The organism is Heliorestis convoluta (assembly GCF_009649955.1).
In the GTDB taxonomy this organism is placed as follows: domain Bacteria; phylum Bacillota; class Desulfitobacteriia; order Heliobacteriales; family Heliobacteriaceae; genus Heliorestis; species Heliorestis convoluta.
Genome location: NZ_CP045875.1, coordinates 2,613,584 through 2,638,713 on the forward strand (window position 1 = coordinate 2,613,584; position 25,130 = coordinate 2,638,713).

The 25,130-nt window shown below is 39.8% G+C and carries 32 protein-coding genes and 3 pseudogenes; 15 read left to right on the forward strand and 20 right to left on the reverse strand.

Features of this window, described 5'->3' with window-relative positions; all coding sequences use genetic code 11:
* Positions 1-22: 22 nt before the first annotated feature.
* On the reverse strand, positions 23-658 hold the full coding sequence (locus FTV88_RS12465; protein ID WP_153725917.1) for a deoxynucleoside kinase: 636 nt from the start codon (positions 656-658) through the stop codon (positions 23-25).
* A 197-nt stretch (positions 659-855) separates the two neighbouring features.
* Between FTV88_RS12465 and FTV88_RS12470 the strand changes: the two genes are divergently transcribed.
* Positions 856-1,554 carry a peptidylprolyl isomerase gene (locus FTV88_RS12470; RefSeq protein WP_207707869.1) on the forward strand — a complete coding sequence of 233 codons (699 nt, stop codon included), beginning with the start codon at positions 856-858 and terminating at the stop codon, positions 1,552-1,554.
* A gap of 29 nt (positions 1,555-1,583) precedes the next feature.
* Here FTV88_RS12470 and FTV88_RS12475 read toward each other — a convergent pair whose 3' ends face one another.
* Positions 1,584-1,850: a putative signal transducing protein gene (locus tag FTV88_RS12475; protein ID WP_153725918.1), complete on the reverse strand. Its 267-nt coding sequence runs from the start codon at positions 1,848-1,850 to the stop codon at positions 1,584-1,586.
* A 14-nt stretch (positions 1,851-1,864) separates the two neighbouring features.
* On the opposite strand from FTV88_RS12475, the gene FTV88_RS12480 reads away from it, so the two are divergent.
* Entirely contained in the window at positions 1,865-2,236 is a 372-nt protein-coding gene (locus FTV88_RS12480) for a hypothetical protein (protein ID WP_153725919.1), read from the forward strand.
* 54 nt (positions 2,237-2,290) lie between these two features.
* Here FTV88_RS12480 and FTV88_RS12485 read toward each other — a convergent pair whose 3' ends face one another.
* Complete coding sequence (locus tag FTV88_RS12485) at positions 2,291-2,569, reverse strand: hypothetical protein (protein WP_153725920.1); 279 nt, start codon at positions 2,567-2,569, stop codon at positions 2,291-2,293.
* Between the two features lie 514 nt (positions 2,570-3,083).
* Here FTV88_RS12485 and FTV88_RS12490 point away from each other — a divergent pair.
* Complete coding sequence (locus FTV88_RS12490; protein WP_279236812.1) at positions 3,084-3,632, forward strand: heme NO-binding domain-containing protein; 549 nt, start codon at positions 3,084-3,086, stop codon at positions 3,630-3,632.
* Between the two features lie 149 nt (positions 3,633-3,781).
* On the opposite strand, the gene FTV88_RS12495 is transcribed toward FTV88_RS12490, so the two are convergent.
* From FTV88_RS12495 to FTV88_RS12505, 3 genes are all read right to left on the reverse strand, one after another.
* Positions 3,782-4,690, reverse strand: a complete 909-nt coding sequence (locus FTV88_RS12495) for a cation diffusion facilitator family transporter (RefSeq protein ID WP_207707870.1) — start codon at positions 4,688-4,690, stop codon at positions 3,782-3,784.
* A 294-nt stretch (positions 4,691-4,984) separates the two neighbouring features.
* Positions 4,985-5,533 (reverse strand): NADH peroxidase, encoded by a 549-nt coding sequence (locus tag FTV88_RS12500; protein ID WP_153725922.1) that lies wholly within the window; start codon positions 5,531-5,533, stop codon positions 4,985-4,987.
* A 217-nt stretch (positions 5,534-5,750) separates the two neighbouring features.
* Positions 5,751-5,978 (reverse strand): hypothetical protein, encoded by a 228-nt coding sequence (locus FTV88_RS12505; RefSeq protein WP_153725923.1) that lies wholly within the window; start codon positions 5,976-5,978, stop codon positions 5,751-5,753.
* 234 nt (positions 5,979-6,212) lie between these two features.
* Between FTV88_RS12505 and FTV88_RS12510 the strand changes: the two genes are divergently transcribed.
* From FTV88_RS12510 to FTV88_RS12520, 3 genes are all read left to right on the forward strand, one after another.
* The gene (locus FTV88_RS12510) at positions 6,213-7,493 is read left to right on the forward strand and encodes a threonine/serine exporter family protein (RefSeq protein ID WP_162008040.1); all 1,281 of its coding nucleotides are present in this window, start codon (positions 6,213-6,215) and stop codon (positions 7,491-7,493) included.
* A 255-nt stretch (positions 7,494-7,748) separates the two neighbouring features.
* Complete coding sequence (locus FTV88_RS12515) at positions 7,749-8,816, forward strand: LysM peptidoglycan-binding domain-containing protein (protein ID WP_207707871.1); 1,068 nt, start codon at positions 7,749-7,751, stop codon at positions 8,814-8,816.
* Between the two features lie 219 nt (positions 8,817-9,035).
* Positions 9,036-9,992, forward strand: a complete 957-nt coding sequence (locus tag FTV88_RS12520) for a calcium/sodium antiporter (protein WP_153725926.1) — start codon at positions 9,036-9,038, stop codon at positions 9,990-9,992.
* Positions 9,993-10,180: 188 nt separating this feature from the next.
* Here the strand turns inward: FTV88_RS12520 and FTV88_RS12525 are convergent, their stop codons facing one another.
* Positions 10,181-10,771: a hypothetical protein gene (locus tag FTV88_RS12525; RefSeq protein ID WP_153725927.1), complete on the reverse strand. Its 591-nt coding sequence runs from the start codon at positions 10,769-10,771 to the stop codon at positions 10,181-10,183.
* An 85-nt stretch (positions 10,772-10,856) separates the two neighbouring features.
* The gene (locus FTV88_RS15575; protein WP_153725928.1) at positions 10,857-11,627 is read right to left on the reverse strand and encodes a DUF3794 domain-containing protein; all 771 of its coding nucleotides are present in this window, start codon (positions 11,625-11,627) and stop codon (positions 10,857-10,859) included.
* Between the two features lie 194 nt (positions 11,628-11,821).
* On the opposite strand from FTV88_RS15575, the gene FTV88_RS12535 reads away from it, so the two are divergent.
* A complete protein-coding gene (locus tag FTV88_RS12535; protein ID WP_207707872.1) occupies positions 11,822-12,130 on the forward strand; it encodes a hypothetical protein in 309 nt (102 codons plus the stop codon).
* Positions 12,131-12,133: 3 nt separating this feature from the next.
* Positions 12,134-12,280: a hypothetical protein gene (locus FTV88_RS12540; RefSeq protein ID WP_153725929.1), complete on the forward strand. Its 147-nt coding sequence runs from the start codon at positions 12,134-12,136 to the stop codon at positions 12,278-12,280.
* Positions 12,281-12,387: 107 nt separating this feature from the next.
* Here the strand turns inward: FTV88_RS12540 and FTV88_RS12545 are convergent, their stop codons facing one another.
* Both FTV88_RS12545 and FTV88_RS12550 read right to left on the reverse strand, forming a co-directional pair.
* Complete coding sequence (locus FTV88_RS12545) at positions 12,388-12,585, reverse strand: hypothetical protein (RefSeq protein ID WP_153725930.1); 198 nt, start codon at positions 12,583-12,585, stop codon at positions 12,388-12,390.
* Positions 12,586-12,617: 32 nt separating this feature from the next.
* Complete coding sequence (locus FTV88_RS12550; RefSeq protein WP_153725931.1) at positions 12,618-14,033, reverse strand: HAMP domain-containing methyl-accepting chemotaxis protein; 1,416 nt, start codon at positions 14,031-14,033, stop codon at positions 12,618-12,620.
* A gap of 37 nt (positions 14,034-14,070) precedes the next feature.
* On the opposite strand from FTV88_RS12550, the gene FTV88_RS12555 reads away from it, so the two are divergent.
* The gene (locus tag FTV88_RS12555; protein WP_207707873.1) at positions 14,071-14,298 is read left to right on the forward strand and encodes a type II toxin-antitoxin system death-on-curing family toxin; all 228 of its coding nucleotides are present in this window, start codon (positions 14,071-14,073) and stop codon (positions 14,296-14,298) included.
* 561 nt (positions 14,299-14,859) lie between these two features.
* On the opposite strand, the gene FTV88_RS12560 is transcribed toward FTV88_RS12555, so the two are convergent.
* The gene (locus FTV88_RS12560; RefSeq protein ID WP_153725932.1) at positions 14,860-15,039 is read right to left on the reverse strand and encodes a hypothetical protein; all 180 of its coding nucleotides are present in this window, start codon (positions 15,037-15,039) and stop codon (positions 14,860-14,862) included.
* A gap of 337 nt (positions 15,040-15,376) precedes the next feature.
* Between FTV88_RS12560 and msrB the strand changes: the two are divergent.
* Positions 15,377-15,790 (forward strand): annotated as a pseudogene (gene msrB, locus FTV88_RS12565) (peptide-methionine (R)-S-oxide reductase MsrB); the annotation flags it as partial.
* A gap of 144 nt (positions 15,791-15,934) precedes the next feature.
* On the opposite strand, the gene FTV88_RS12570 reads toward msrB, so the two are convergent.
* Positions 15,935-17,950: a TOTE conflict system archaeo-eukaryotic primase domain-containing protein gene (locus FTV88_RS12570; RefSeq protein ID WP_438266915.1), complete on the reverse strand. Its 2,016-nt coding sequence runs from the start codon at positions 17,948-17,950 to the stop codon at positions 15,935-15,937.
* Entirely contained in the window at positions 17,842-18,441 is a 600-nt protein-coding gene (locus tag FTV88_RS15670; protein ID WP_153725934.1) for an RtcB family protein, read from the reverse strand. The genes FTV88_RS12570 and FTV88_RS15670 overlap by 109 nt, the downstream gene beginning before the upstream one ends.
* Positions 18,442-18,567: 126 nt before the next feature.
* On the opposite strand from FTV88_RS15670, the pseudogene FTV88_RS16195 reads away from it, so the two are divergent.
* Positions 18,568-18,771, forward strand: a pseudogene (locus FTV88_RS16195) (hypothetical protein); the annotation flags it as partial.
* Here the strand turns inward: FTV88_RS16195 and FTV88_RS12585 are convergent.
* From FTV88_RS12585 to FTV88_RS12595, 3 genes are read right to left on the reverse strand one after another with little or no spacing between them, the layout of a single operon-like run.
* Positions 18,754-19,071 (reverse strand): nucleotidyltransferase domain-containing protein, encoded by a 318-nt coding sequence (locus FTV88_RS12585; protein WP_153726655.1) that lies wholly within the window; start codon positions 19,069-19,071, stop codon positions 18,754-18,756. The pseudogene FTV88_RS16195 and the gene FTV88_RS12585 overlap by 18 nt on opposite strands.
* Positions 19,072-19,117: 46 nt before the next feature.
* Positions 19,118-19,804, reverse strand: a complete 687-nt coding sequence (locus FTV88_RS12590; RefSeq protein WP_153725935.1) for an NAD(P)H-dependent oxidoreductase — start codon at positions 19,802-19,804, stop codon at positions 19,118-19,120.
* Complete coding sequence (locus FTV88_RS12595) at positions 19,791-20,369, reverse strand: NAD(P)H-dependent oxidoreductase (protein WP_162008041.1); 579 nt, start codon at positions 20,367-20,369, stop codon at positions 19,791-19,793. Before FTV88_RS12595 ends, FTV88_RS12590 begins: the two co-directional genes overlap by 14 nt.
* Before the next feature lie 158 nt (positions 20,370-20,527).
* On the opposite strand from FTV88_RS12595, the gene mntA reads away from it, so the two are divergent.
* On the forward strand, positions 20,528-20,941 hold the full coding sequence (gene mntA, locus FTV88_RS12600; protein ID WP_162008042.1) for a type VII toxin-antitoxin system MntA family adenylyltransferase antitoxin: 414 nt from the start codon (positions 20,528-20,530) through the stop codon (positions 20,939-20,941).
* 6 nt (positions 20,942-20,947) lie between these two features.
* The gene (hepT, locus tag FTV88_RS12605; RefSeq protein ID WP_207707875.1) at positions 20,948-21,385 is read left to right on the forward strand and encodes a type VII toxin-antitoxin system HepT family RNase toxin; all 438 of its coding nucleotides are present in this window, start codon (positions 20,948-20,950) and stop codon (positions 21,383-21,385) included.
* 98 nt (positions 21,386-21,483) lie between these two features.
* Here hepT and FTV88_RS12610 read toward each other — a convergent pair whose 3' ends face one another.
* The 3 genes from FTV88_RS12610 to FTV88_RS12620 form a co-directional block, all read right to left on the reverse strand.
* Positions 21,484-21,981 (reverse strand): DUF4351 domain-containing protein, encoded by a 498-nt coding sequence (locus FTV88_RS12610; RefSeq protein ID WP_153725938.1) that lies wholly within the window; start codon positions 21,979-21,981, stop codon positions 21,484-21,486.
* 206 nt (positions 21,982-22,187) lie between these two features.
* Complete coding sequence (locus tag FTV88_RS12615; RefSeq protein ID WP_153725939.1) at positions 22,188-22,481, reverse strand: hypothetical protein; 294 nt, start codon at positions 22,479-22,481, stop codon at positions 22,188-22,190.
* Between the two features lie 84 nt (positions 22,482-22,565).
* On the reverse strand, positions 22,566-23,045 hold the full coding sequence (locus tag FTV88_RS12620) for a hypothetical protein (protein WP_153725940.1): 480 nt from the start codon (positions 23,043-23,045) through the stop codon (positions 22,566-22,568).
* A 914-nt stretch (positions 23,046-23,959) separates the two neighbouring features.
* Here FTV88_RS12620 and FTV88_RS12625 point away from each other — a divergent pair.
* Both FTV88_RS12625 and FTV88_RS12630 read left to right on the forward strand, forming a co-directional pair.
* Positions 23,960-24,367 carry a DUF4351 domain-containing protein gene (locus FTV88_RS12625; protein ID WP_153725941.1) on the forward strand — a complete coding sequence of 136 codons (408 nt, stop codon included), beginning with the start codon at positions 23,960-23,962 and terminating at the stop codon, positions 24,365-24,367.
* Positions 24,368-24,520: 153 nt separating this feature from the next.
* Complete coding sequence (locus FTV88_RS12630) at positions 24,521-24,757, forward strand: DUF4351 domain-containing protein (protein WP_153725942.1); 237 nt, start codon at positions 24,521-24,523, stop codon at positions 24,755-24,757.
* A gap of 80 nt (positions 24,758-24,837) precedes the next feature.
* Here FTV88_RS12630 and FTV88_RS12635 read toward each other — a convergent pair.
* Positions 24,838-25,071 (reverse strand): annotated as a pseudogene (locus FTV88_RS12635) (tyrosine-type recombinase/integrase); the annotation flags it as partial.
* Positions 25,072-25,130 lie beyond the last annotated feature (59 nt).

Consider the following 25,130-nt stretch of genomic DNA (forward strand, 5'->3'; position numbering starts at 1 on the left):
ATTTTTCTTTTTACAAGGTTTTTTATGCTTTTGTTTCGTAGTATGCCGTTATAATTTGATCGAGCAAGCGATTTCGGTCTTGTTGATTGTTGACAAAGTCAAGGCAAGTGACGTCTACCGTAAGCAAGTGACCACCACTGTAATTTTCATACGTGGCATCATAACAACGATTGAGCCGCTCCCAGTAAGCACGTTCAACTTCTAGCTCATCAGCGCGGCCTCTTTTGTGGATACGGCAAATCGCTTCGTTCGCATCTACCTTGAGGCGCACCATAAGACGAGGCGGCATCAGATCAGCGAGCATGCTTTGAAGCAAGTTGTGATAGACGGCAAATTCTTCTTTCGTCAGATAACCATCTTCTAGATACATACGGGCAAAGATAGCGTCCGAGTAGATCGAGCGATCCATAATCGCTTGATAGAGACAAGAAGCTTCCCGATATTGTTTATAACGATTCGTTAAAAAGTTGATCTGCATAGGGAAGGCCCACCGTGCTCGATCATAAAAAAACTTATGTAGTAATTGATTTTTATCCTCAAAAACCTCGTTATAGGCTTTCAGTTTCAGATGCTCTGCAAGAATCTGCACCAGACTGCTTTTGCCCACACCTGTTACGCCATCCACAACAATTTGTACTCTGCCCTGGTTGTCCACCATTTCTGATCGTCTCCTCTGCGATTGTTTATTTCTTTATTCTATGGAAAAAAGCGATGTTCCTTCAAGGCTTGTCCCTTTGGCGAAAGAGCTTTATACTTAAGTGTGCTTAGAAAAGCTATCATAACAAAGCCCTCTACGCCCCATCCCTTTTCTCAAATGTACAGAAAGAATTCTTATAATAAGGAGTGTTTTTCTTAATGCTTTCCTTCTCACAGGCGAAAAAAGTCATGATACTATCTCTATGCAGCGTATTCTTACTTGCAGGTTGTGGCAGCAATGGCCAAAGTAACGTTGACGATGCATCACAATCGTCTGTACAGACAAGCCCTCCTGCTGTTTCTATGAAGCAGAATCAGTATCCTCAAGCACCAGATACCATCATTAACCCTGATAATCAGTATATCGTCACCATGGAAACGACCTATGGTACGATGAAGATTGAGCTACTTCCTGAAGCGGCACCGCTTGCTGTCAACTCTTTTGTATTTTTAGCACAAGAAGGTTTTTTTGACGGCATACGCTTTCATCGTGTGGTTGAAGATTTCATGATTCAGGCAGGGGATCCTGTTGGCCTTGGGTTCGGTGGACCTGGCTATACTTTTGCTGATGAATTACCGCCGGCTCTTCCCTATGGACCTGGCGTGGTAGCCATGGCCAACGCAGGACCGAATACAAACGGTAGCCAGTTCTTTATCGTTACTGGCAATGAGACATCGCCTTCTGTTCAATACTTGAATCAGCAAGCGCCTAACTACACCGTCTTCGGTCGTGTTATTGAAGGTTTCGATGTGGCTTTGCAGATCTCAAAGGCACCTGTGACGATGAGCAACGGTGGTGAGAGAAGCTTTCCTGTTGAGGAAATCGTGATGGAGCGAGTCCAGATCGAAGAAAAATAAATAAAAGAAGGGTGCAAAAGCTTTCTTGGCTAGCACCCTTCTTCGTCTTCTCGAATTACAGCATCTTCATGCAAGAGCATCTTGGCTTTATATAAGTCTGAGACAGGAACATGAATGTCTACACCACGCAACGAACCGCCTGTAATGACTTTCATGAAATGATCTTTGTAAATGCGTCGTGTTGGGATTTCTGCGTTAGCCAGTATGGCCTCTACCATGTCGGCTTCATATAGTTTTGCATTCATCAGAAAAGCCCATTCGTCATCGTCGTTAAACCACTGCATATTCAGTATCACTGCGACTCACCTCCGTGCATTTTATGTTATTATCGGTAGAGCTAGACCTCGCCTATTATTTTCAAGCTAACTCTATTATATCACAGCTCTTGCAAAGGCTTACTATAGGGATTTTTCGAGCTTTGTTTGGAGGGATCTTTATCCTAGGTAAAAAGATTGCCGTTGCTTTTTTTGTTCTCTCTACTTTTGTTTCCATCGCTTTTCTGAATATGCTCATTGCTGGCTTTGTGGCTTACATAATATCTTTTCTTTTTAACTTGAACTTATCTTTAGAAGAACTGGCAAAGGTTGGACTGATTGTTTTTGCTTTTAATTTGATTCTAACACTTTTTAAAAGACCGAAAGAGCTGATGAAGCTTTTTCATTGGTTTCGGAAAGGAAAGTAAGAAAGCAACCCCTGTAATCGGTTAAGAACCAAGTTACAGGGGTTGCTTTCTGCTTTACAACTTTCTTTTGATTTTTTTGACTGTTTCGATGTCCTTTTGTGTAACGTTGTTATCCAAAAAGTTCATGATCGTTTTTTTGTGAGTTGGTGATAGTGTGCCGGACATTTTAGAAAGCAGTTGTAGGGCTTTTGCTTTCTCGCTGTCTGTAAGACTTTTCTTCGCTTTGATTTTTTTAAGCAAAGATGCAACAAGTTCCTCATCTTTCTTAGGCAGACCTAAAGAACGTACATCAAAGTTGCTCAGCAATGTGCTGATAACGGAGCTAAGATCCATTTTTTTACCCCCATAAAAAAGTAGTTGTTGGCAGGTTCACTTTACGGGGATAGAGGCTATACAAAGATGGAAAAGTGCTTTAATAAGCACGCCATGTTGATGATCCAAGTATTGCAATGATGATGATGAGGATCGCTAATGCAACAATATCGTTACCGAAGATTCCTCCAATTCTTCCTCCTGCGCTCACTGTAAAGTCCTCCCTTCTGATATCAAATTTTTTTTACTCTAGTACCGACCAAAGAGATGAGGGAAGAATGCACCTATTACAATTAAAGCAATGACAAGACCTGCAATACTGCGAAGACCGCCACCGAAAAAGCCGTGGGCGTGACTCATTACGGATAACACTCCTTTCTTAGACTTTCTTATGGGAATACCTTCCACTGCATGCTATGCAAAAAGGTCATAAATGTGTTACGGGAACATAAACTAGGACGCAAAATGATAAGTATGTTATTATTTACATTTGTAAAATAAGCATTACAATAAGAGTATATATGTATGGTTCTCTTTGGTATTTTGTAGAAAGGGGGTTATTCTTATCAAAGGTGTTATCCTTATGTGCATTCGAGAGTTGATCAAAAAAAATCATGGTGAAAGCAAATGGGAAGAAACATTGCAAAAGTCTTCTGTACCTATGAAAGTTTTATTGCCCGTACAAGATGTGTCTGATTCTGATACGATGAAAATTATGAAGACAGCCTCTAGTGTTTTGAGGATTTCTATGAATCAGTTTATAGATGCTTTTGGGCAGCACTGGTCTACTCTATTTGCACCGAAAATGTACAGACTCTACTTTACTAGCTCGAAAAGTTCTAAAGAGTTTCTAACAAAGCTTGATTCCATTCACGTAACAATGACGCAGCGCATGTCTGGCGCCTCACCACCACGGTTTACGTATGACTGGCAAGATGATAAGACACTTATTATGTCTTACTCGTCTAAGCGTGGCCTGGTCGATCTTGCCATTGCTTGCATTCATGGTGTCGGTAAGTATTACAATGAAAAGCTTATTGTCACGAAGTTGCCTGGGGATAAGATTAAGATTGTGTTTCCATAATTATTTTGTAATTTTTTTTTGTTACCATCTGTTTGTAACGAGAGTTAGCGAATGACGAATGAAAGAGCCCGCAAGAAAGCTTTTGGCTTCTTGCGGGCTCTTGAAATATAAAGCAGGTTAATCATAAGGACAAGTAGGAAGTGGGATCTCTATATGCCATCTTGTGTCTCGCGATAGGGATTAATGTGAACAAAAACTTTTCTGATATTTTTATGCTTTTCAAGTAGTGCATTTTTTACATTTTTTGATATGCTATGACCTTCTTCTACACTTAGATCAGGGTCTACACTAACCTTAATATCGATGACGATATAGTGTCCGTGGGTTCTAGCAAATAGTTCATCAACTCTACTAACACCTGAAACTGTATGAACCGTTTCTAGAAAAGGTTCTGTTTCTTCCGGCTCAAGTACTTGCTCCATCATGATCAATCCAGATTCTTTCGCGAGAGTGTATCCTATCTTGATAACCAGCACAGAGACAAGGAGCCCTGCTAAAGGGTCAAAGTAAATTAAGATTGGATAATTATACTGTTGACCAATCACAGCACCGAGAACTCCAACAAATGCAGCGATGGAAGATAAAGCGTCTGAGCGATGATGCCAGGCTTCTGCTTGTAAGGCTGAACTGTTAATTTTTTTTGCAAGACGATGCTTATACTGAAACAATAATTCTTTTACAAGGATTGAAATAACAATGGCTACCAAGGCATACCCTTTGGGCGCTTTTGGTACCTCACCGAAAAAAACTTTTGTTGATTCTATGGCTATCTCTATTCCCACAACAATTAAAAGTACAGCCACCACAATCGTTGCAACATTTTCTGCTTTGCCATGACCATAGGGGTGGTTGGCATCGGGTGGCTTTTGAGCCGTCTTTAATCCTGCAAGAACAGCAACAGAGCCTGCTACATCAGAAGCTGAATGGGCTGCGTCGGCAATTAGAGCACGACTGCCTGATAGCCAACCGACAATCCCCTTCATGACTGCTAGAAGCCCATTAAGGACTATCCCGACCCAGGTCGCAAACTCTGCTTGCTTAAATCGCTGGTCCATCATAAAACACCTACCACCAAAATATATGTTACGGATCCACACTATTATTTCTTCTGGAATTACAAGTTCTTCGTTTCATTGAACCTATGGGTTGGATAGATTAGCTATTAAAGGTTATTGTATCATAGAAGGACTGCCTGTAGGTTAAAAGAGCTTTATGGATGCTTTATAAACTTTGTCTATCTTGGCTTTATTATGTGTGGGGTTCTTGCATGACAGATTGCTTTCCAGAAAAAAAAAGAGCCCCCTTCCTTTGTGAAGGGGGCTCTTTATGAAGAGTTAAGAACTACGTTATTCTTATTTGCTGAAATGGCGCTCGAGCAAACCTTTGAAGGCAGCACCATGACGAGCTTCGTCTTTACACATTTCATGCACTGTATCATGAACAGCATCAAGGCCGAGCTCTTTGGCCCGCTTGGCTAGATCGAGCTTGCCTTGACAAGCGCCGTATTCTGCTTCAACACGGAGTTCGAGGTTTTTCTTGGTGGAAGTGGTAACGACTTCACCAAGCAACTCAGCAAACTTTGCAGCATGTTCTGCTTCTTCAAAAGCAATGCGCTTATAAGCTTCAGCGACTTCAGGATAGCCTTCGCGGTCAGCTTGACGACTCATGGCCAAGTACATGCCTACTTCTGTACATTCGCCCATGAAGTTCATTTTTAATCCTTCTACGATTTGAGCGTCCACATCTTTGGCAACGCCAATGCGATGTTCATCAGCCCAGTTCAGCTCGCCTGATGCTTTTTCTTCAAACTTGCTAGCAGGTGCTTTACATTGAGGACAAGCTTCTGGTGGAGCGTCGCCTTCATGGCCATAACCACAGATTACACAGATAAACTTTTTCACGTTGGGAACCTCCTACATATTCTTTTTAGAAATGATAACTCTTACTCTTATACTATTCGCTCTATCTTCGCCATTTCCTGCTTCTTATTAGAAAAAAATTCTGTACCTTTAGACTTGCCAAACCTTCATAGATTCTCAAAGAAAAACGTGAGGCCAAGGACCTCACGTTTTTCTTTGGTCTATCCCGCTATCCCGATAACTTTATAGTACGCTTCTATCAGCCATTATCCTGCTGTTGCTTTCGTAAAATAGTCAAGTAATCTTTGTGTGCTTCGCTCCAAATGAATATTTTGGAAACTACATCATTGAAGTCCTCAGTAAACGGATAGGTCATATAAAGGGTATATTCATATTTGCCTTCTTTGATTGCTTCTTGAAGATCATGCGCTGCTTTCTGAAAAGCTAAAAAAGATTGGCTAATTCTTTCTAGTTGATTCTCAGACATACTCTATTTGTCGCTCCTTCCAAGATGATTCTTGATGTCTTAATGTCTTTTCTTGCTGTATTTATCACATCTCTACCTTTTCCTTAAACCCCAAAAAGTTCCTTTTGTTATATTCTTTTTTTCACTATGCTTATGTTGACTTTTGTTGTCCAAAAAAAGGGTGGTGAGTGAAAAAATACTTTTCTTTTGAAAGGATGAATTTTTTATATTTCTATGTTATAAAGAGAAGTAGCATTGAGAGAAAGACTGGTGGTCATGAATAAAAAGGTAGAATTTGTTATCGAGCTAGGACGGCTTCTCTTGCAGTCAGGTGCGGAAACATACCGTATTGAAGAAAGTATGGAGCGCTGCGGTACTGCCTTTGGTCTCAAGAAGCTTGAAGCTTATGCAACCACCTCTGTCGTCATGCTAACCTATTATGATGACAAGGATGACCAAAAGAGTCACTTTACAAGAATCCGCGAAAGAGATTTAGACCTAGAAAAAATAACTCTATTAAATGATTTATCGAGACGAGTCAGTTGCAAAAGAATTTCCCCTGAGGAGGCTTATAAGCAGCTTAAAAAGATAGAAGAAAGCTCTAGTTCTATATCTTTCGGTATAACTACCTTTATTGCAGGCATTAACGGCGCTTTGATTGCTCTGTTAAACAATAGTGGCCCCTTAGAGGCCATGATGGCTTTTATTGTTGTTGTTCTAACTTTTGTTATTATTCGAAAAATCAAAGTAGAGCAAGTGCTTTTTTTCAAAGAAATGTCTATCGGCATGATAGGTGCTACCCTTGCTGTTTTGCTCTACTACGTAATTCCTTTCAATATAGCACCTGTCATCATCGGTTTGATGCTAATTGCAATTCCTAGTATTCAAATGGTGAATGCTGTACGAGATTTATCGTCTGGTGATTTAACAAGCGGTGCTTTACGAGGTCTTGAAGCGGCTGGCTTGACAGTGGCTTTATTTAGCGGTGTCGGCATTGTCTTATCCTTGTCTAAAGTACCTTTCCAAGAGGGTTACTCTTCTTTAATGGCCGTCAATCCGGTGAAAGCTGCTATCTTAGCGATTATGATTGCACTGCTCTTTAATATCTTTTTGAAATCACCGATGAAGTCTCTTCCCTTCACAGCCCTTGCTTCCTTCTTGGGATTGGTCTCCTTTCTTTTCTTTGGTAAGATAGGCTTTAGCCTCACTGCTTCCGTCTTTTGTGGAGCTTTGGCTGTTGCTATTACTTGCGAATTTTCTGCTCGAATCTGTAAGATCCCAACGACTGCTTTTATCGTTGCCGGCTTTGTGCCTTTGTTACCGGGTTTATGGTTTTATAAATCCATGAGCTTATTGGTTGTTGGTGACCTTGCAGGCTACATTGAGCCGTTGACGCAAGGCACAGCAATCATTTTGGCCATCGGCTTCTCTGCAGCGATTGCAACGGTCTTTTTTAGAAAGTTCTTAAATAATTTGACTTTCTTTCGCAAAAGGCAATGTGATGTTCATGAAAATTCAAGTAAGTCTCTGTCTTGAAAGGAAAAAACGCTCAGATTTGAATCTGTAGCGTTTTTTCTTATGCACCTTATTCACGTTATCCACATTATCCACAGATTCTCATGTCGCTTTGTGGATTAAATTGCTTTATTTCCAAGAATAAGGTTGTTGTTTTTTGTTGTGATGTTGTTCCTTAATATACCGCTAAAGCCATATATAAAATATTGATATAGTGCTTATAGGTTAATAGAATGGTTACAGAGGATGAATTAATACTTTCAAGGGGTGGCTATTTTGAAAAGAATCACGGCATTGTTACTAGCAACATTCTTAACCTTTTCTGTAACACTTCCGGCCCATGCTTTTTGGGCAAGGTACTCTACATCTGAAGCGATCGTGAAGTATGAAAAGTACATAGAGGGCTACCAAAATGATGAAGTCGTAAAAATCAAAGAGTACCGCAACAATTATGCTTTTATGAAAGATAGCCTTGCAGATCAGCTAATTGAACGAGCCATTTGGTACATGGAACATGGCTATATGGTCTACGGTCGTCAGTTTAAAGGCTATAAAGACTACGGCATCGTAGATTGTTCCAATTTTGTTTCTCTTGTATATAGTGATTTTGGCTTTAACATCACGACGACAGCGAGAAACTACAATTCGGTAGGCAAGAAAGTTGAAGGCGCCTATGCTACCAAGCAGGGAAACCATTGGGCGATCCAAGGAACTGAAAATCTTCTTCCCGGTGATATTTTCACCTATTGGCAAAAAGATGCAAATGGGAATAAGTACATTAGCCATGTCGCTATCTACATGGGGATGATTGACGGAAAGCCGGCTGTTATCGGAACGGCCGACGCTGGAAATCCGACTGCTATCGGTATTGTGAATGATGTTCGTTACTGGTGGGGTAGTAACTTTTACACAGTTAGACGTGTTCTCCCCGAAGGCGCCTGGACAGCAGGAAAGACATTGCCGGGACATGAAGCGAAAGCCCCTGTAATTCCAAAACAATATCAATTGCCGCCACAAAAAAAGGTTGTCATGCCCGGTGAAGCGAACAAAGACATCAAAACAACCTATACTGTTAAAGCTGGCGATAGCCTTTGGAAGATAGCTACTACCCACGGACTTACTGTTCAAGCGCTCATCCAGGTCAATCATCTTACTTCAACAACCATCTATATAGGACAAACTTTAACCATCCCAACGCAAAATTCCTATACCGTTGTTGCTGGAGATAGTATGTGGAAAATTGCTCAACAGTTCGGTATTTCTTTGACGAGCCTTATTCAGGCAAACCCTACGATTAACCCGAACTACTTGTATATTGGACAAATTCTTACTTTACCAGCCTAAGGTTCGAAAAAAGTTGGCATGAAAAAGACTTCGAGAAAATATTTTTTCATATTAAAACTATAGTTTAATTGTATCTACTACAAACCGTTGACCTACTTTATAAAATAGGCCAACGGTTTTTTCTTGTTTAAGGAATATTGTTCCATTTTGCTGGCAGAGTATTTTGCTTCCATTCGTGTAACCATAGCATTAGTTCTGTTATGAGAAAGAGGTCAAAGAGTGGCTTATATTTTACTAATTGTAGGCTTTGTATTATTAATCAAAGGGGCTGATCTATTTGTTGATGGCTCCTCCAATATTGCACGAGCTCTTCGTATTTCTCCACTCGTAATCGGCTTAACAATTGTATCGTTAGGAACAAGCTCCCCTGAAGCAACCATCAGCATCATTGCTGCGTTGGAAGAAAATACTGGCGTAGCTCTCGGAAATGTTGTGGGAAGTAATATTTTGAATACTTCATTGGTTGTGGGGATTGCTGCATTTATCTATCCATTAAAAGTGCAAAGCGAAACGATAAAAAAAGAAATACCCTTTGCATTGTTGGCAACTATTGTTTTATTGATTTTGGTTAGTGATGTACCACTTCAAGGGGCGACAGAAAACCTTCTCACAAGAGGAGACGGCTTTATCATCTTACTGTTTTTTGCGATTTTCTTGTACTATGTATTTGAAGTCGCAAGGAATAATCGGGAAAGTATTAAAGAAGAAGAGGCAGAACAGAAGCCTACTTCATGGAAGAAGAATATTTTACTGACTTTGGCTGGTCTTTTTGGAATTATACTTGGCGGGGAGTTGGTCGTAAAAAATGCTACTGCAATTGCACTTTCTCTGGGAATGAGTCAAACCTTAGCCGGTCTAACCATTGTAGCGATTGGTACTTCCTTGCCCGAATTAATCACATCCGCTACTGCTGCATTAAAGAAAGAAACTGAAATCGCTTTAGGAAACATAGTGGGAAGTAACATCTTTAATATTTTCTTCGTGCTAGGAACGACTGCTTCCATTCACCCACTTGTTGTAAATAGTGAGATTATTTTTGATATTATTGTTATGGTATTACTTACAATTACTCTACTGATTTTTTCAAGAACAAGCTTTGAAGTTGGAAAGCTTGAAGGGGTTTTTCTGGTTATTTCCTATCTTTTTTATTTGACTTTTATTATCTTTAGAAATTAAAAGAAACCCGCCAAATTTCTGGCGGGTTTCTTTCTGTAACCACATACTGGAATCTAAAGCCAAAAAAAAGGAGCAGTTGCTGTGTGCAAGGTGTGGGAAGGCGAGCTGGAAGCTACTGCTCTTGATGACTTTGTTCAGCCAATTAGGAAAACGATTGATGAGAAAGAGAATTCTGATCTGTTGAAGTGTTAGCCAGCGTTACCATTACCATTACCGTTGCCGTTGCCGTTATCTGAGAACATGAACTTAGCCCAAGCAAAAATGACAACATTTTTGAAAATATTACGGCCACATTGAGGTGTGAGAGCGCAACATTCTACATAGGTGTCGATGATAATGTTATTTTGGTGTATTTGCAGCGGATCGGTACCGTTAATCTCGTCAGGAATAATGATATATGCGCTAAAAGGAAACTGGAAATCTACACAATAGACATGACCGCCATGATCGCAATACTGAATCGTCTGGTCAACATAGCCTTCAAAGCAAAGCTTACGACCTGTGAATACTGTTCCATCTGTAGCGGTTACTGCTGGAGTTGGTACAACTTTCTTGGCTGTAACGCAAACCTCGATTCTGTCAACTGTCTTCAGTTCTTTGATGTCTGGTAAACCATCTGGTAGCGTTAAATGCTCCCAAACTGTGAATTGATTTGCATAGGGTGTTACGTTATTCGGTTGTGGCACTTGGTCAACAGGTCTAACTGGGCAGAAGATAGTCTTAGAACGTGGGCACCCCTCCTTCGGTGGACAATAAGGTTTTTTTGAGAATGGATACACAAAACATTCCTCCCTGGTAAAGTATGATGCGGAGGTTTTCCGCTCACTTTAAGTTATGTCAAATTATGGAAATTGGTTCTGCCTCCTATGGCCACTTGCTGATCTTTTTTCTATTTTTTTGGTGGACTTTCGTCGGGCGGACGAAATTATGGATCGAAAAAGTTTGATATATTGTAACAGGACTTTTCGATGTAGCAGTTGCATCATTGTTTACCTTCTGCGTAGGACAGCAAAGTGGCGGTGGGCAGGGTTTTGGTGGTGGACAAGGCTTGGGCGGTGGACAAGGCTTGGGCGGTGGGCAAGGCTTGGGCGGTGGGCAGGGCTTGGGCGGTGGGCAGGGCTTGGGCGGTGGGCAGGGCTTGGGTGGTGGGCAAAAGTTTTTCAAATGAATGAACAACAGAGCATTTATGACGAAATTTCGTTTGTTTTTTGGACAGACTACAAGATCTTCTACTACAAGAAAAGATCGAATGGGATCCTCATCATTCCAGTGTTCTGGAATGACGACATAATCAAAAAACGACAGCTTCTGTTCCAATGTACTAACATTACCACAGGGACTTTCGTAAACGAGACGATAACAGATAAAGCCTTCAACAACAGCTTTTTTACCCGTTAACTTGGTTTTGTCTAATGCACTTCCTTTCGGCGTTTCGACAAATCGCATAGATACAATCTGTTTGGCTGTTACTGTTACTTCAAGGATCTTCACAATTTCTGCCTTATTAGCAGGCAATTCTACTTCTTGATTAACTTGACTTTGTTTAAAGACGCGAGGTTTTTCTGGAAAGTCTTTATCTAAAGACTTTGCTATTACACAGGTTTGGTCGGGACAGGACTGTGCCGTGTAAAACACTTTTTGTCTCCCCCTTGCTTACCATTTACTGGTACATATTATGAGGAGCCTTCTAATATTGTTATAATTTTGAAATATTTTTTATAAAAGTCAGGAGGACCTTTCAAATCCATAGTTTCTACAGAAGCTGCTGACAATGACATTCCAAGAAAACATCTTAATTTTACGAGCATAAGCTATACAGAGAGGGGCTGTTGGCTATTATGCACGGAAACAAAGGAAAGAACTGCCGAAAAATTACAGACTACGGGACCCATGATTTATTTTTAGGCAAAAATCTCGACATCGTTACAGCAGCTTTGTTGCTAACAGGTAAACTCAAGGTGGACTCTGTAAAACTTTTTCGGGGATCACCTGTTGTGTCCGTAGAGCTGCTAGGCAAGTACTTGAACAATAATAATGAAAAATCGAATAAATTGGCCGAGTTTTTGAAGAAAAATGGCGATATGACCATTGATGAAGTTTTCGAGGCCTTTCAAAAAAGAATGGAAAAGGATGATTAATCCATGACCTATCAAAAGGATAAGAAAAAAGAGAAAGACCTTGCTTTTCCCGGTCGGGCTTTGTCTGAAAGCATAGCCCTGCTGGCTTTGATTTTCTTGTTAATATTCGGTTCTAAAGATATAAAAGATTTAACAGACTCACCGGAATAAGCAATTGAAATTTTGTAGAGGTGTAGTTATAGGCTGTGGTGGAGAGAACCGTTGCCGTTGAAATAAAAAAAGTGAAGCCTTTACACTTCACACAAAAAACATGCTTATTACTTTTTTTCTTGTTGATTCTTTCTACGTAACGTCTTCATTATTTTTTTTGCTTTGTCCCAATCTTGTAACATTAGAATAGATAGTTCCGTGTATAACAGAGCAAACTCTTCTTCTGACATATCGGCAATTCTATTTTGTAGTTCATTTGTATCTAAGCTTAACAAATCTTCTATTTTTTTATGGGTCATTAACACTTTCCCTCCCTAAAATAGTTACCCCTTCTAGGTTATAATCTCTCAACCATTGTTTTTAATCTGTCTGCTATTGCCATAAGCTTTCTAGCATTCTCAGCTACTTGTTCTGCTCCTGCAGATTGTTCTTCTGTTGTGGCTGATACTTCTTCTATGCTTGCAGAAATTTCTTCACTGACGACTGATATATTTTGTGCTGACTTTACCACTTCTTCCGAACTTGCCCTCATTTCTTCCGTTGCTACCGAGACCTCTTGAATATCTTCAATAACAGACTTGACGGAAGCTGATATAACTTCAAATTGTTGTTCAACCTCTTTTATCATCTTCGCTTCATCTGACACAACATGGGTAGCTTTTTCAATTTCCCCTACAATGAGTTTAATTTCTTCTTGTACACTGTGAATGATGTTGGATATATCGACGGCAGCTGCTCCTGCTTGCCCTGCTAGTTTTCTAACTTCATCTGCTACAACAGCAAAGCCTTTTCCTGCTTCACCAGCTCTAGCTGCTTCGATGGCTGCATTGAGAGCCAGTAAATTGGTCTGATCAGCAATGGTTGAAATGGAACTAACGATTTTTCCTATCTCCGTTGACTTGGCCGATAGTTGAAAGGCTGCCTTTTTGTTATGATTCACTGCTTTTTCGATGACTATAATTTCTTCTGATACCTTGTGCAACTGCTCTACACCAGCTTTTGTTAAGTCCATAGCTTCAGCAGAAGCCGATGATACAGAACTTGTTCTTTCTGTTACTTCTTTGATCACCTGGACAACTTGTTCTAGTAGTGATGTTGATTTGACTGTTTCTTTTGACTGTTCCATAGCTCCTTTTGCTAGTTCTTGTACAGTAAGTGCAACTTGCTCTGATCCCTTTCCTGATTCTTCGGATGTTTTTTCTAGTTCCCTAGATGAGCTAACCAAATCAACAACAAAGGTATTTAAGTTTTGTACAGTTTTATTTATCGCGATTATCAATTCTTTACCAATTAGCCAAGATATTGAGGCCACTATAATGATAAGACTGAAAAGTACAATGTATATGACAATCTCAATTTTTTGTGAATAAGCGTATTTTTCATAGGCTATATCTTGATTTAGTTGTACTAAGAAATCAAAAATGTGATTAACTTTTTCTTCCTGTGCTTCGTAATCTCCTTGCATCAATGCGTTAAGTTCTTCTGTGTTTTTTTGACTACTTAATTGCAAAACTTTATTCTCATACTCTCTTAGTATAGGCAACAGTGTTATAAGTTCGTTCATTAGCTTCTCTTCTTCAGGAACTAAATAAGAATCTAAATACCTTTCAATTGCATGATCCATTTCATTACGGTGGTTAGAAATATCACTTAGTAATTGATTCATTTCAACAGGATCATTCGTAATGATGTGTTCTAGAATAAGATTTTCCACAGACGAATCATGATGTCTGACCGTTGTGATTTCTTTCAATGGAAGAACTCTATCGTGATAAACTTCATCTAATTGCTTGTTAATTACCGCTAAACAATCGGCTTTTGGTCGTGATGCTTATCCAACTTTGTTTGAAAAAGCAGGGGCTTTATTAGAATCACTAGCCAAAAATCATGCTTTCCATAATGCCAATAAAAGAACGGCTTTTTTGGCGTTGCTTCAGTTTCTAGCTTATAATGGATATCATTTTGAAATGCATCCCAAAAAAGCCGTTGATTTTGTTGTAGATGTGGTCAAATCATAAGTACGATTTAGAGGAAATTGTGGCGATAATTGAAGAACATAGTTTTAAAGAGACTTGATACAGTTCAAGTTATAGAAAGCGCATGAATCAGCATTAATAGGTAGCGCACGGCTTTTTCTATGGTTGGATCTTGTCCCTCCCATTTCTTCTACCTCCCTAACTTGATACCGATGGACTTATTAAAATATTTGTAGCTGCTCAGCTTGATGGCTGGCTGTCTTACACAGAAATAGAAAAAAGATCGAAGGCGAATCCTGAACTTTGTAAAGAATTTGGAATAGAAACGTTTAGTGGCTCTCAATTAAGTCGACGAATTAACGTATTACCAACGGAGTTGCTTCGAGATTTATATATAATGGTTGTGGAAAAGCTTCGAACGTGACACAACATTCAAAAGGATTATCAAAAAGAATTGGCATACTAAGCATTCTTGATGCAACCCATCTAAAATTACCGGAAAATATATGCGACTGGGCCTATGTTACAAAGGGATGGAATGTAGTAAAAATGCATACCCGACTCATTGTAGCATCACCAGACACGGCTTATCCGGACAAAATACTACCTTCGAGAAAAATCGTGTATTTTTGTTGTATAACAGGCGAAGTCTTCTATCTCGCGACCCACTTTATGTCCTACCCATTTGCCGTTCTTCTTTTTATTCGATTTCTTCCTTTTTTTCTTGTTAGGAATACGAAGATGATCTTCCATCATATCGGGTTCTTGTGATAAACTATGCATAGAGGATTCCTCCCTTTGTGTGTTTTTGGTTAGCGCTTAAACACTTCGCAAATGGGTTGAGGAATCCTTTTTTTTGTGGAAAATTGAACCGTTAGGTGGAAAGCTAACATGTTTTTTGTCGTATTTGTATCGGGATTTCTGGAATTTTCACGTTTTCGTGACAATTTCGCTTAGCCCTGTGGCGTAAGGGTTAGAGGGCATTTTGGGGGTTAAGATGCGTAGACTCTGGCAATTAATGAGGTTGTTGTAATATAGAAGAAATTTTTTACTACGACTATTACCAAAGAAGGGGAGATTTTAATTGAAGGACAAAAGAAAAGGCTTCTTCAACAAAGAAGAAGCTCTGAAAAAGTTAACGCCCATGCAATACCAGGTTACGCAAAACAATGGCACAGAACCGCCTTTTCGCAATGAGTACTGGGATCAAAAGCAAGAAGGTATCTATGTTGATATTATCAGCGGCGAACCACTTTTTTCATCAAAAGACAAGTTCGATTCTGGCTGTGGTTGGCCTAGCTTTACCAGGCCTTTGCTGGCTGATGAAGTTGAAGAGCGCAAAGATTTTAGTCATTTTATGACTCGAACTGAAGTTCGAGGTAAAACGGCGGACTCCCATCTTGGACATGTCTTTAAGGATGGTCCTGCGCCAACAGGTCTTCGCTATTGCATTAACTCGGCAGCTTTGCGTTTTATACCGAAAGAAGATCTGGAGAAGGAAGGCTACGGGGAGTATTTGCAGTTGTTTGAGTAGGAGTAGAAGGGGGACGAAGCAAAGGGGGACGGCTCTGCTGTGTCATTTTTTAGTGCTAGCAAATTGCTTTGCCATACTAAAAAACACAGAAGAACCGTCACTTTACGCTCCCTCTTGTGCTCCTTGTACTATTTGTTTGCTTTTTTAAAAAAGAGGTCGAATAGCACCTACTTCACCTTTACCTCCTACGTTGTACCCAAGCATTTGATAACCTTTTAGCCTTTTGTGATACATTTTCTCCAATACTGGGACATTTTTATCGACATAGTCATATATCTTCACTTCATTCTTGCTATGATGCAGACGGTGTAATCGGCCAGCATATTGTTGCAAGGTGCCTTTCCAGGATATGGGTAAGGCTAGGAATAAAGTATCCAATCGGGCATCGTCAAAGCCCTCACCGATATATCTCCCCGTAGCAATTAATACCCGTTCTTCGTTATCAGGAATATTCGCTATTTTTTCATACACTTCTTTTCTTTGCTTAGAGCCTAAGCCACCCCGAAGCACGATAACGTTTTTTGCGAAGTTTTTTAACCTTTTTTCAAAATACTCCACGTGGTTTGTTCTTTCTGATAACAATATTGGTGTTCGGCCTGCTTCAAGAGCTAGTAATATATCATCAAAAATTAGATCGTTTCTTGCCTTGTCTTCGACTAATTGCGAGTAGATCTCCTGGATAGTTAAGTTTTCTTTATTTGTGGAAATGGTAAAGCTTGTATACCGTGGGACTACTATATGAGCAAATGGTCTATTTAACGCCTGCTTTTTGGCATCCACTTTGAAACGGATGGGACCACACTGCATCATTACTATAGGATGGTGTCCGTCTTTCCTTACAGGTGTAGCTGTTAGACCTAGAACATACTTTGCCTTCGCTTTTTTCATTACCTGTTCAAAGCTATATGCCGAGATATGGTGACACTCGTCTACAACAATATGTCCGTATTCTGCAATGAAGTCCTTAATTTGCCCTTTTACATTTAGACTTTGTATGACTCCAATATCAATATATCCTGTTCGTTTCTCTTTTCCCCCACCAATAGTGCCGATAGAATTGGGAGTTATATTCAAAAAACTTCCTAACCGCTCTTTCCATTGGTCCATCAAGTGTCGTCGATGCACCAGAATCAAGGTGTTTACTTTTCGTTCTACAATCATCCACGAAGCCACAACGGTTTTACCAAAAGCAGTTGTAGCAGAGAGAACTCCATTGTCATGTTTTATTAACTCATTTACTGCAGTTTTCTGTAATTCTGTTAGTTCTCCGATAAAATTTATTTTTATTGTTTTTCCTTTTTCTCTCTGTTCCTCCCAAATTAACGTAATGTTATGCTCATTGAACAAGTCTATGAGTTCTTCTTTGCAACCTCTAGGCAGAATGATGTAGGTAGGGCTGTTTTCTGCACAACTAATGATTCTTGGCTTTCCGTACGTAGAAAGCCTCATGGATTGGGCTTTGTAAAACTCAGGATTTTGAAAAGCTGCTATGGTCATGAGCTTTTGCATAAATGTAGTAGGTAGGCCGCTCTTCTCTACATAAAAAGAATTGCTTTCTATCACTTTTATAGTTGAAGGAAGTGCTCCTTCAATGTTCGAAGATCTCTTTTCTTGATCGGAAACATCTTTCCAGGGCTCTCTTTCTTCTAATACACTTAACTTTACTGGAAGAATTCCTGTGGACTTTTCTATATCTAATATTGTTGATTCTACTTGATCTGTTGTCATCTTTAGAACGCTGGATAAAAATTTCCATTGATCTTCATAAGGTATGAATTGCCTATCGAGAAAAATGCTATTTCCTTGTAATTTTGATTGACCTTGAAGAGGAAGGGCAATCAAATTACCAAATCCTCCTTTTGGCATTGTGTCTTGATTTGGAAAGAGTCGGTCGTAAGATTCAAAGCCTATTTCATGGCGTTTTGATAAACACTTTGTGAGAATGGCTGTTCCTAATTGTCTAGCCCGAGATGCTTCAATAGCTGCTTCAAAAAAGATCCATACATGTCCGCCATTTCCTGAGCGAGATCGTTCGAGGATTGCAGGGACATTCAATTCTGCACAAGTATCAGTGAAGATAGATGCGTCTTCTTGCCACGTTCCTTTATCAAAGTCAATTGCAAGAAATTTGCAAGTATCATCGTTACATAAGGGATATATGCCGACAGTATGATTCCCTGCTTTCGTTTCCCTAGGATGACTTTTCGTTGACTCAGTTCTTTCATGACTTGTTCGGGAGAGTAGGCTTTTAGTGCTCCTTTGCGAGAAAGAATGCGTCCCGCACCGTGGGAGCAGGAGTGCAGAGCTTTGGCTTGTCCATGGCCACGAACAATATAGGAGTGCATGCCCATAGCACCGGGGATGATTCCTAATTCTCCCATGGCAACACGAATCGATCCCTTACGATAAACAACCAGATCTCGATTAAAGTGGTTCTCTAAAGCAGCGTAATTGTGATGAGCGTTGATCGGTTTTTCAAAGGATAGATCAGAAAAGTATTGGGACAAGACTTCTTGAACTTGAGCCATGATTACAAGGCGGTTTTCTTGGGCAAAAGCAAGAGCTAAGTTCATCCATTCTAGATAGTCCATTCCTTCTTGGCTATCTAAAGGCAGGTGTGCCAGATCAGAGTTGGCCGTCGTCGTTGCCAATGCTTTCGCTTTTTCTATAGGATTTCAAAGCAGAACGCCCTCCTTTTCAGAATTACAAGGATCTCCATTCATAATAGCAGGAAGTATCTCCATATCAAAGCCGGCTTTTAATGCGCTTGCCATCGCCAATCGGAAGATTATCTTAAAGAATGTATTTTGTATACACAGCGCCGTGTTTACGATCAAATGATGAGGGCTCAACAATCTGTAACTAGTGCTATTCAATCGATTGCTCAAGCGATAGATCAAGAAAATGTAGGCGAAAGCAGGCTGAATGAGGCTCGTGCTAATCTACAGTCGGTTACTGTCCTCTTACCCAGGCGAGATTGATTTTTCGTAGATTGTAATGCCAATTCTATTAATATTTTCAATCAAATCTTGGTTTTCAATTTTTTCAACTATCGTTAAATCAATTTTATAGGGCAAATATAGTTCGTCTAACACTAAAGATATTTTGTATAGTTCTCGTATATCTAATTCTTTGCCTACTAACGCTACGTCTATATCAGAGCCATTTTTAAAATTCCCTTGTGCTCTTGAGCCATAAAGAATTGCTTTGTCAATTTTTGGGTTTTTGGAAAAAATGGTGATTATGCTTTCTAATGTACTGTCTTGGAGGCCGTATTTCATTTTTTCTTGTTCTCTCCTCATTTTAAATCAAGCATATTGTGTCCTCTTACCTTTGATAAGGCTTTGCGAACAGATCTGTCACACCTTTTTGTTTGGCTTCTTTTTTTATTTGATAATTCAATAAAGTACAGAGTGGTCGAATCAGCAAGGTTGGGATCTGGCCTTGAAGCAATTTTTGCGCTTTTTCTGAAATCATTCGATCTGCCAGTACATCTTGTGCAGCTATTTCCATGGCGGAAAGAAGCTTTTTGCCTTTAGAGCCAAGGCTTTCGAAGGCAACTCCATTAATGAGGGAACCACCACCGTAGCCTAGCCCACCCATCCAACGCATTTTCGTGGTTAGGGCAAAAAATCGGCAGGTTTCTAGCAAGGGCTCACAACGGGTTACGTCTGGAAATCCACACTGGCCCAGTGCGAAAAATTTTTTATCTTCTAGCAAATCAGGCGCTTCGGAAGCAAGCTTTTCCAGGAGCCAAAGCGTGGGATAGGGCAAGGTATCGGTATAAACAGGTGCGACCAAGCAAAGCGTATGACTTTCAGCAATAGACTTTTTGAGTTCTTCTACTTTGCCTTCTTGCTCAAAAAGGTCGACAACATGGTAAAGTGTTGCACTATGGCCAGCCGCTTCGGTGCTTTTTTGGATGGCTTCGGCAAAGCGAAAAGAGGTTTTTTTCTTCCGTGTACTGCCGGCAATAATAACCATATGTTGCTGTGTTCTTTTAGTGCTCATCATGGCAGCACTCCTTTAGGGTCGTCGCAATGACAGCTTCTATTTGGCCGAGAGATTGGGATCGTTTAAAAGTAAGTGCTTGATGATAAGACACTTGCATATTCAGAGCATTATGTTCCACCAGTGCTGCAAAGCTCTTAGCTTGCCCTGGTAGTTCTATTTCTTCTATACCAATAGCAAGCAAGGCTTTCAGGTTATTGTATCGTCCAGCACGGATCATATGCCCCTGGTAGCAGGCAAAAGTAGGCAAGGCCATAAGTTGAAATTTGTCAGCTGCTTTTTTGAGCAAACTGTTATAACCGCCAAAACGAATGGGCGTAAGTAGCACTAATAGAGAGTTGTTCACAATAGCTTTCATTATTTCATGTTGATCATCTTGGGCCACACAAAGTCCTGGCGATTGCATGGAACAACTACCACAAGCTGTACAAGGTAGGATGCGTTGTTTGCGAAGCTGAAAAGCGTGTACTGGCACATTCTTTTGGGCCAGCTTTTTTGTTAGCAAGCTTTCAATATCGTGCAAGATGGTGTTTTCACTTTCTGTGGCATTGAGAATGACGGCTCCCATAAGCTTAGCCTCCTTTTTTTCTTTTATGGTCCCCTTGGTGGCGCTTAGTAGCATAGAGGGACGGTTCTTCTTGCACACTGGGATAATTTTCTCTTTTAATTTTTTGGGGATTTTAGTAAAATAATAGATAGGAGTGGAAAAAGGAGGGTGTATATTTGATGGCAGATCGCTTTGAAATGAAAAAACAAAAACCACATATAGAAAAAACAGCCCAGAAATATAACCTACAACTACTTATTCTTATTGGAAGTTATGGACAAGCACACTTTCGACCCGGTGTAAGCGACATTGATCTAGCATTCCTAAGTGATAAATGTATCACACCGGAACAACAGCTGCAACTGATTATGGACTTAGCCCTACTCTTCCAATCCGATAAAATCGATCTAATCAATTTACAAACATCATCAGGTCTTATGAAGTTTGAAGTCGTCACCAAAGGCCGCCTTCTCTATGAAAAAGAGCAAGGCGATTTCTATCGATATAGTCTTTATGCGCAACGGTACTACTATGACACGAAGAAATTTCGTGACCAACGCAAAGCGTACCTTCAATCACGTTTGGAAGGGTGATGATAAGTGACCTTTATAGAAAAAGAAATCATATTGGAAAAGTTATTAATTCTGAAAGGCTATTGCGAAGAACTAGAGACAATTAGTGCACACCTTAGTGAAGAAGAGTATAAAAAAAATACCCTTCATAAAAGAGCTATTGAGCGAACGATTCAATTGATTGTAGAAGTGGCAACTGATATTAACAACATGATTCTCAAAGCGCTGAAAAAAGGACCGACCGCCGATTATTTTTCATCATTTATTGAATTAGGTGAAGCAGAAATCCTTCCTATAGAGTTTGCACTAAAAATAGCGCCTTCTACAGGTTTGCGTAATGTCATTGTCCATGAGTACCAGAAAATTGATGATCATATTGTTTACAGCTCTATTCAAGATGTACTGACTTATTATGAGAAATATGTCCGATATATTTTCCGATATCTAGGGATGGATAGTGAATAAAGCAAAAAAGCACCTTCTGGGGTTTTATTACCAGTAGGTGCCTTTTTGTTTTCTTTCTTATAGTTTGTTCAACCGGATAGAATACTTCCGCCTGGGTTCTAGGAGCAACTCATGAGATATTTCTCAAGTTCTTCAACCTTTTCAAAATCAAAAATTTTATCAGCAAGTATCTGTAAGGTGTTACAATCTTGTTCTTCTATAAGCTCAGCAAAAGCTGGTGAGAGCTTCCCAAACTTAATTGTTAGCTGGCGAAGTAGTGTTTCTGTCAGCGCTTTCTTTTTTCCTCGTTCTTCACCTAGTTCTTCGCCTTTTTTGATAATTTCTTGGTAGGCAAGGGATTCCTCTAAGTTGATCAGTTCATCCACCTCCGTAAGAAATTGTATCATTAATTCTTGATTGTAAACGTATCCAACCAATAAAAGAGCTTGTAGTAAAGCTTCTCTTTTTTCATGAACCGGTAGGGAGCTTTTAAGAATGGCGTCGGCGCTTCTAGACAGTTGCTTTGCGGGATTTTCTTTGTAACAACTACGATCTACTACTGGAAGAAAAGCTAAAAGATTCGGATTCTTTTGCTGGAGAAGTTCTTCCTGTTTCATTGCTCCTAGATTCTGATAGTTCGATCATGCTATCATCTCCACAAAGAATGTTCTAGCTTCTACTATGTAATTTATAACACTTTATAGGATGTCCATGTGTTCGTCTGGATAAGCACGCTAAAAGAAGTCTTAGCACGCAAAAAACCAACCGGATAAAATATTTCCGCTTGGTTACGCTTTTGTTGATCTTAGGTAGGCCAACGGTCTTACCTTTTTTCGAATTTATGATCCATCTCTGCTTTAAATTTTGCCTCATATAAAGCGATAAATCTTCGATCTTTACAATATTTTTCAAGTGATAAAAGAACTTTTGCTGTGTTAGCATCTTCATTACTCAATCGTTCTAAAACTTGACTAGCGTTTTCTTTTGTCAACCTATTATCACCATGCAAGTCCAGCATATCGCTGGTTATATCATAGATAAATTCAGGTTTGGCAAATAGAATTCTGTATATAGGATCGAATCGTGTATCTAGAAACACTTCCCACTTTTCCAACATATTCATCCTTTTTTGCGTTTTGCAGCATCCGAAATTAAAATTAACAACCGACTTCACTTGGTGATAAAATCACGGCATGAATGGTTACTTCATTTCTTTTTGCAGCTTCCGTACTTCTTCTATCTCTAGTCCCATGATTTGAGCTACGAGAGTGACTTCGAGGCCGGCTTTTAGGGCGGCTATGGTTTTTTCTCGTAGGGTTTCTTGGCGGCCTTCTTCTCGACCTTCTTCTCGAATCCATTGTTCGATTTCTGTCATTTTTAACACCTCCATTAATGCTTTTTTGGTGCTTTGGGAAAGAAAGGTGTCCGATATGGCTATGATAGCTCCGATTACAAAGAAGCTATTTGGTGACTTTAGGGTTTTGGCTAGTTTTACTGCTTCTATGGTTCTTTCTTCTTTGTCTTTCTTGCTTTTCATGAAGGGGAGGAAGATTAGTTTGAGTTGGTCATAGTCGTCGAGGTCTTCTCCTTTTTCTGCTTTTTGCTTGATTCTTGCTAGTTCTTTGTCTCCGTCGTGACCTTTGAAGTATAGATTTTTTACTTTGTAGCTGAGCGAGCCCATATCTAAGTCTTCTATAGATTCTTCTACGTCTCCTGCGTATAGGATGACTGTCTGAACTGGTTTGTTGTGCCGCTCTACGATTCGGGCTCCGTAAAAAGCGATTCTTCTGAGGTCACTGAGGGCTTGGGTTTTTGTTCCTTTTTAGCTGCTGTTATGTGTTGTTTCGATTGCTTTATGGTTTTATTTGGTTTCCATCTGCTTGTATTTTATCATATCTTTTTCCTTTTCGGAATGCCTGTTCCTGAAATATTTTTTCTTTTTCTTTTGTTGATTGTTCTTACTTTGTGCAAGTCCTTTCTTTTATTTTAGCAGTTATGGAGTTGTTTGCGTAGTTTTTTTGTTTGCTTTTGTTCTTACCTGTGATTAAATGGTTATTTTTTCTGTGTGGGTTTGCTGGTCATGTCATTACCTCCATCATTTCTATTTTAGGGTGAAAGACAGGAAAAGCGACAACGTCAGTTTTAGCCTTGACCATCTACTTGATAGTTGGTATTGATAGGTAAAGTCTTTTTTCTCCTGCTTTCCAAAAATGCGACGAATAGAAATCATCTTTTCATTAGAAGAAAACATGATTCCTCTGGCAAACTGCTTTTTGTGGTTCCTGTAACCATTGGGTTCCTGTTCACTGAAGGCACGTGTCCTTATGAATCTCAAAAAGACTCTTGGCAGAAGAATCATTTATAGATAGCTCTGTATGAGAAAGGTAATAATGATACAACGTCAGTTAAGCGTAAATCTTCACTCTGTCAAAGAGCGGGTGTAAGATTCGCAATGATGCGTAAGTATTTCACTATTACCGGTGAAAAGAAGCTATCTCTTAGACCTTGGGAATAGACAAAACAAAAACGACTGCCGCGCTGGCACTTTATTTCTCTTTCATGTCTTTGTTGGAGATGTTAAAATAAGGATAGCCTATGGTAGATCGAGAATCTTATAACGAAAAACCTCAAGAGCATTTAAACAAAAGTACTGAAGCTATTCTGAACAGTTCTTTACCTACTCATGAGAAAAGGCAAGTTCTAATGCAAGCAAGTTTATTGGCCGGTCTTGTCCATGATGAAGTGTTGATTAAAAGAATATTTTCGGAGGTGGAAAACATGATTAACATAGAAGAGTCTTCTACCTATCGTCTTATTATTGAGCGGGGTGAAAGGAAAGCGCTGTCGGAAGCTCTAATTCGTCTGCTCACAATTAAGTTTGGTGAGCTATCACCGACTTACGCTGAACGAATTCAAGAGCAAGAATTAACGGCGTTGCAGACTCTTACTGACAAAATCTTTGAATTGGATAAGCTAGAAGATCTAGAGAAATTTCTTCATTAATATTAAAGAATTTGAGTATGCACAGGTCACGTTGACTTGTGCTTTTTCTTAGCCAATCCCGCTCTTTTCCAAAACTACCGCCATAACTAATTTTTCTGTCTCTTCCATGACAGAATCGTTATTAATTAAAAAGTCTTGCGGGAGGTGGAAAACATGATTAACTTAGAAGAATCTTCCATCTATCGTCTTATTATTAAGAAAGGCGAAGAGCGGGGTAAAAGAAAAGCATTAACAGAAATGCTAATTCAGCAACTGACAGCTAAGTTCGGAAAGCTCTCGCCTGACTATTCAGAGCGTATTAAAGAGCAGGAGCTTGAGACATTGCAAGTTCTAGTTGCTAAGATCTTTGAGTTCAACAAACCAGAGGATCTTGAGGAATACCTTCACTAAAAATCGTACTGATTGGGACTATGCACAGGCTTATTGGAGCTTGTGCTTTTTCTTTGCCAACTTTTCTTTTCGGCGTACTCCTACATCTCGCTTTTTTCCATCGCTTCTATCATAACTCGCTTGCCTGGTCTTGTATAAACCATGGTGGTGTCTAAGCTTTCATGGCCCAGCACCGTTGCCACAGTAACGATATCGGCACCTGATTGGATCATGTTGGTGGCTGCTGTGTGACGAAGGGTGTGGGGTGTTAGATTCTCGATTCCTGATCTTTGGGCATAGTCCGTTAAGATCTGCTCTACTCGTCGGATTGATAGAGGATCTCCCCTTCACTCCCTGTTTTGAAAAAGGTACACGACTTACGACCAACTACTCG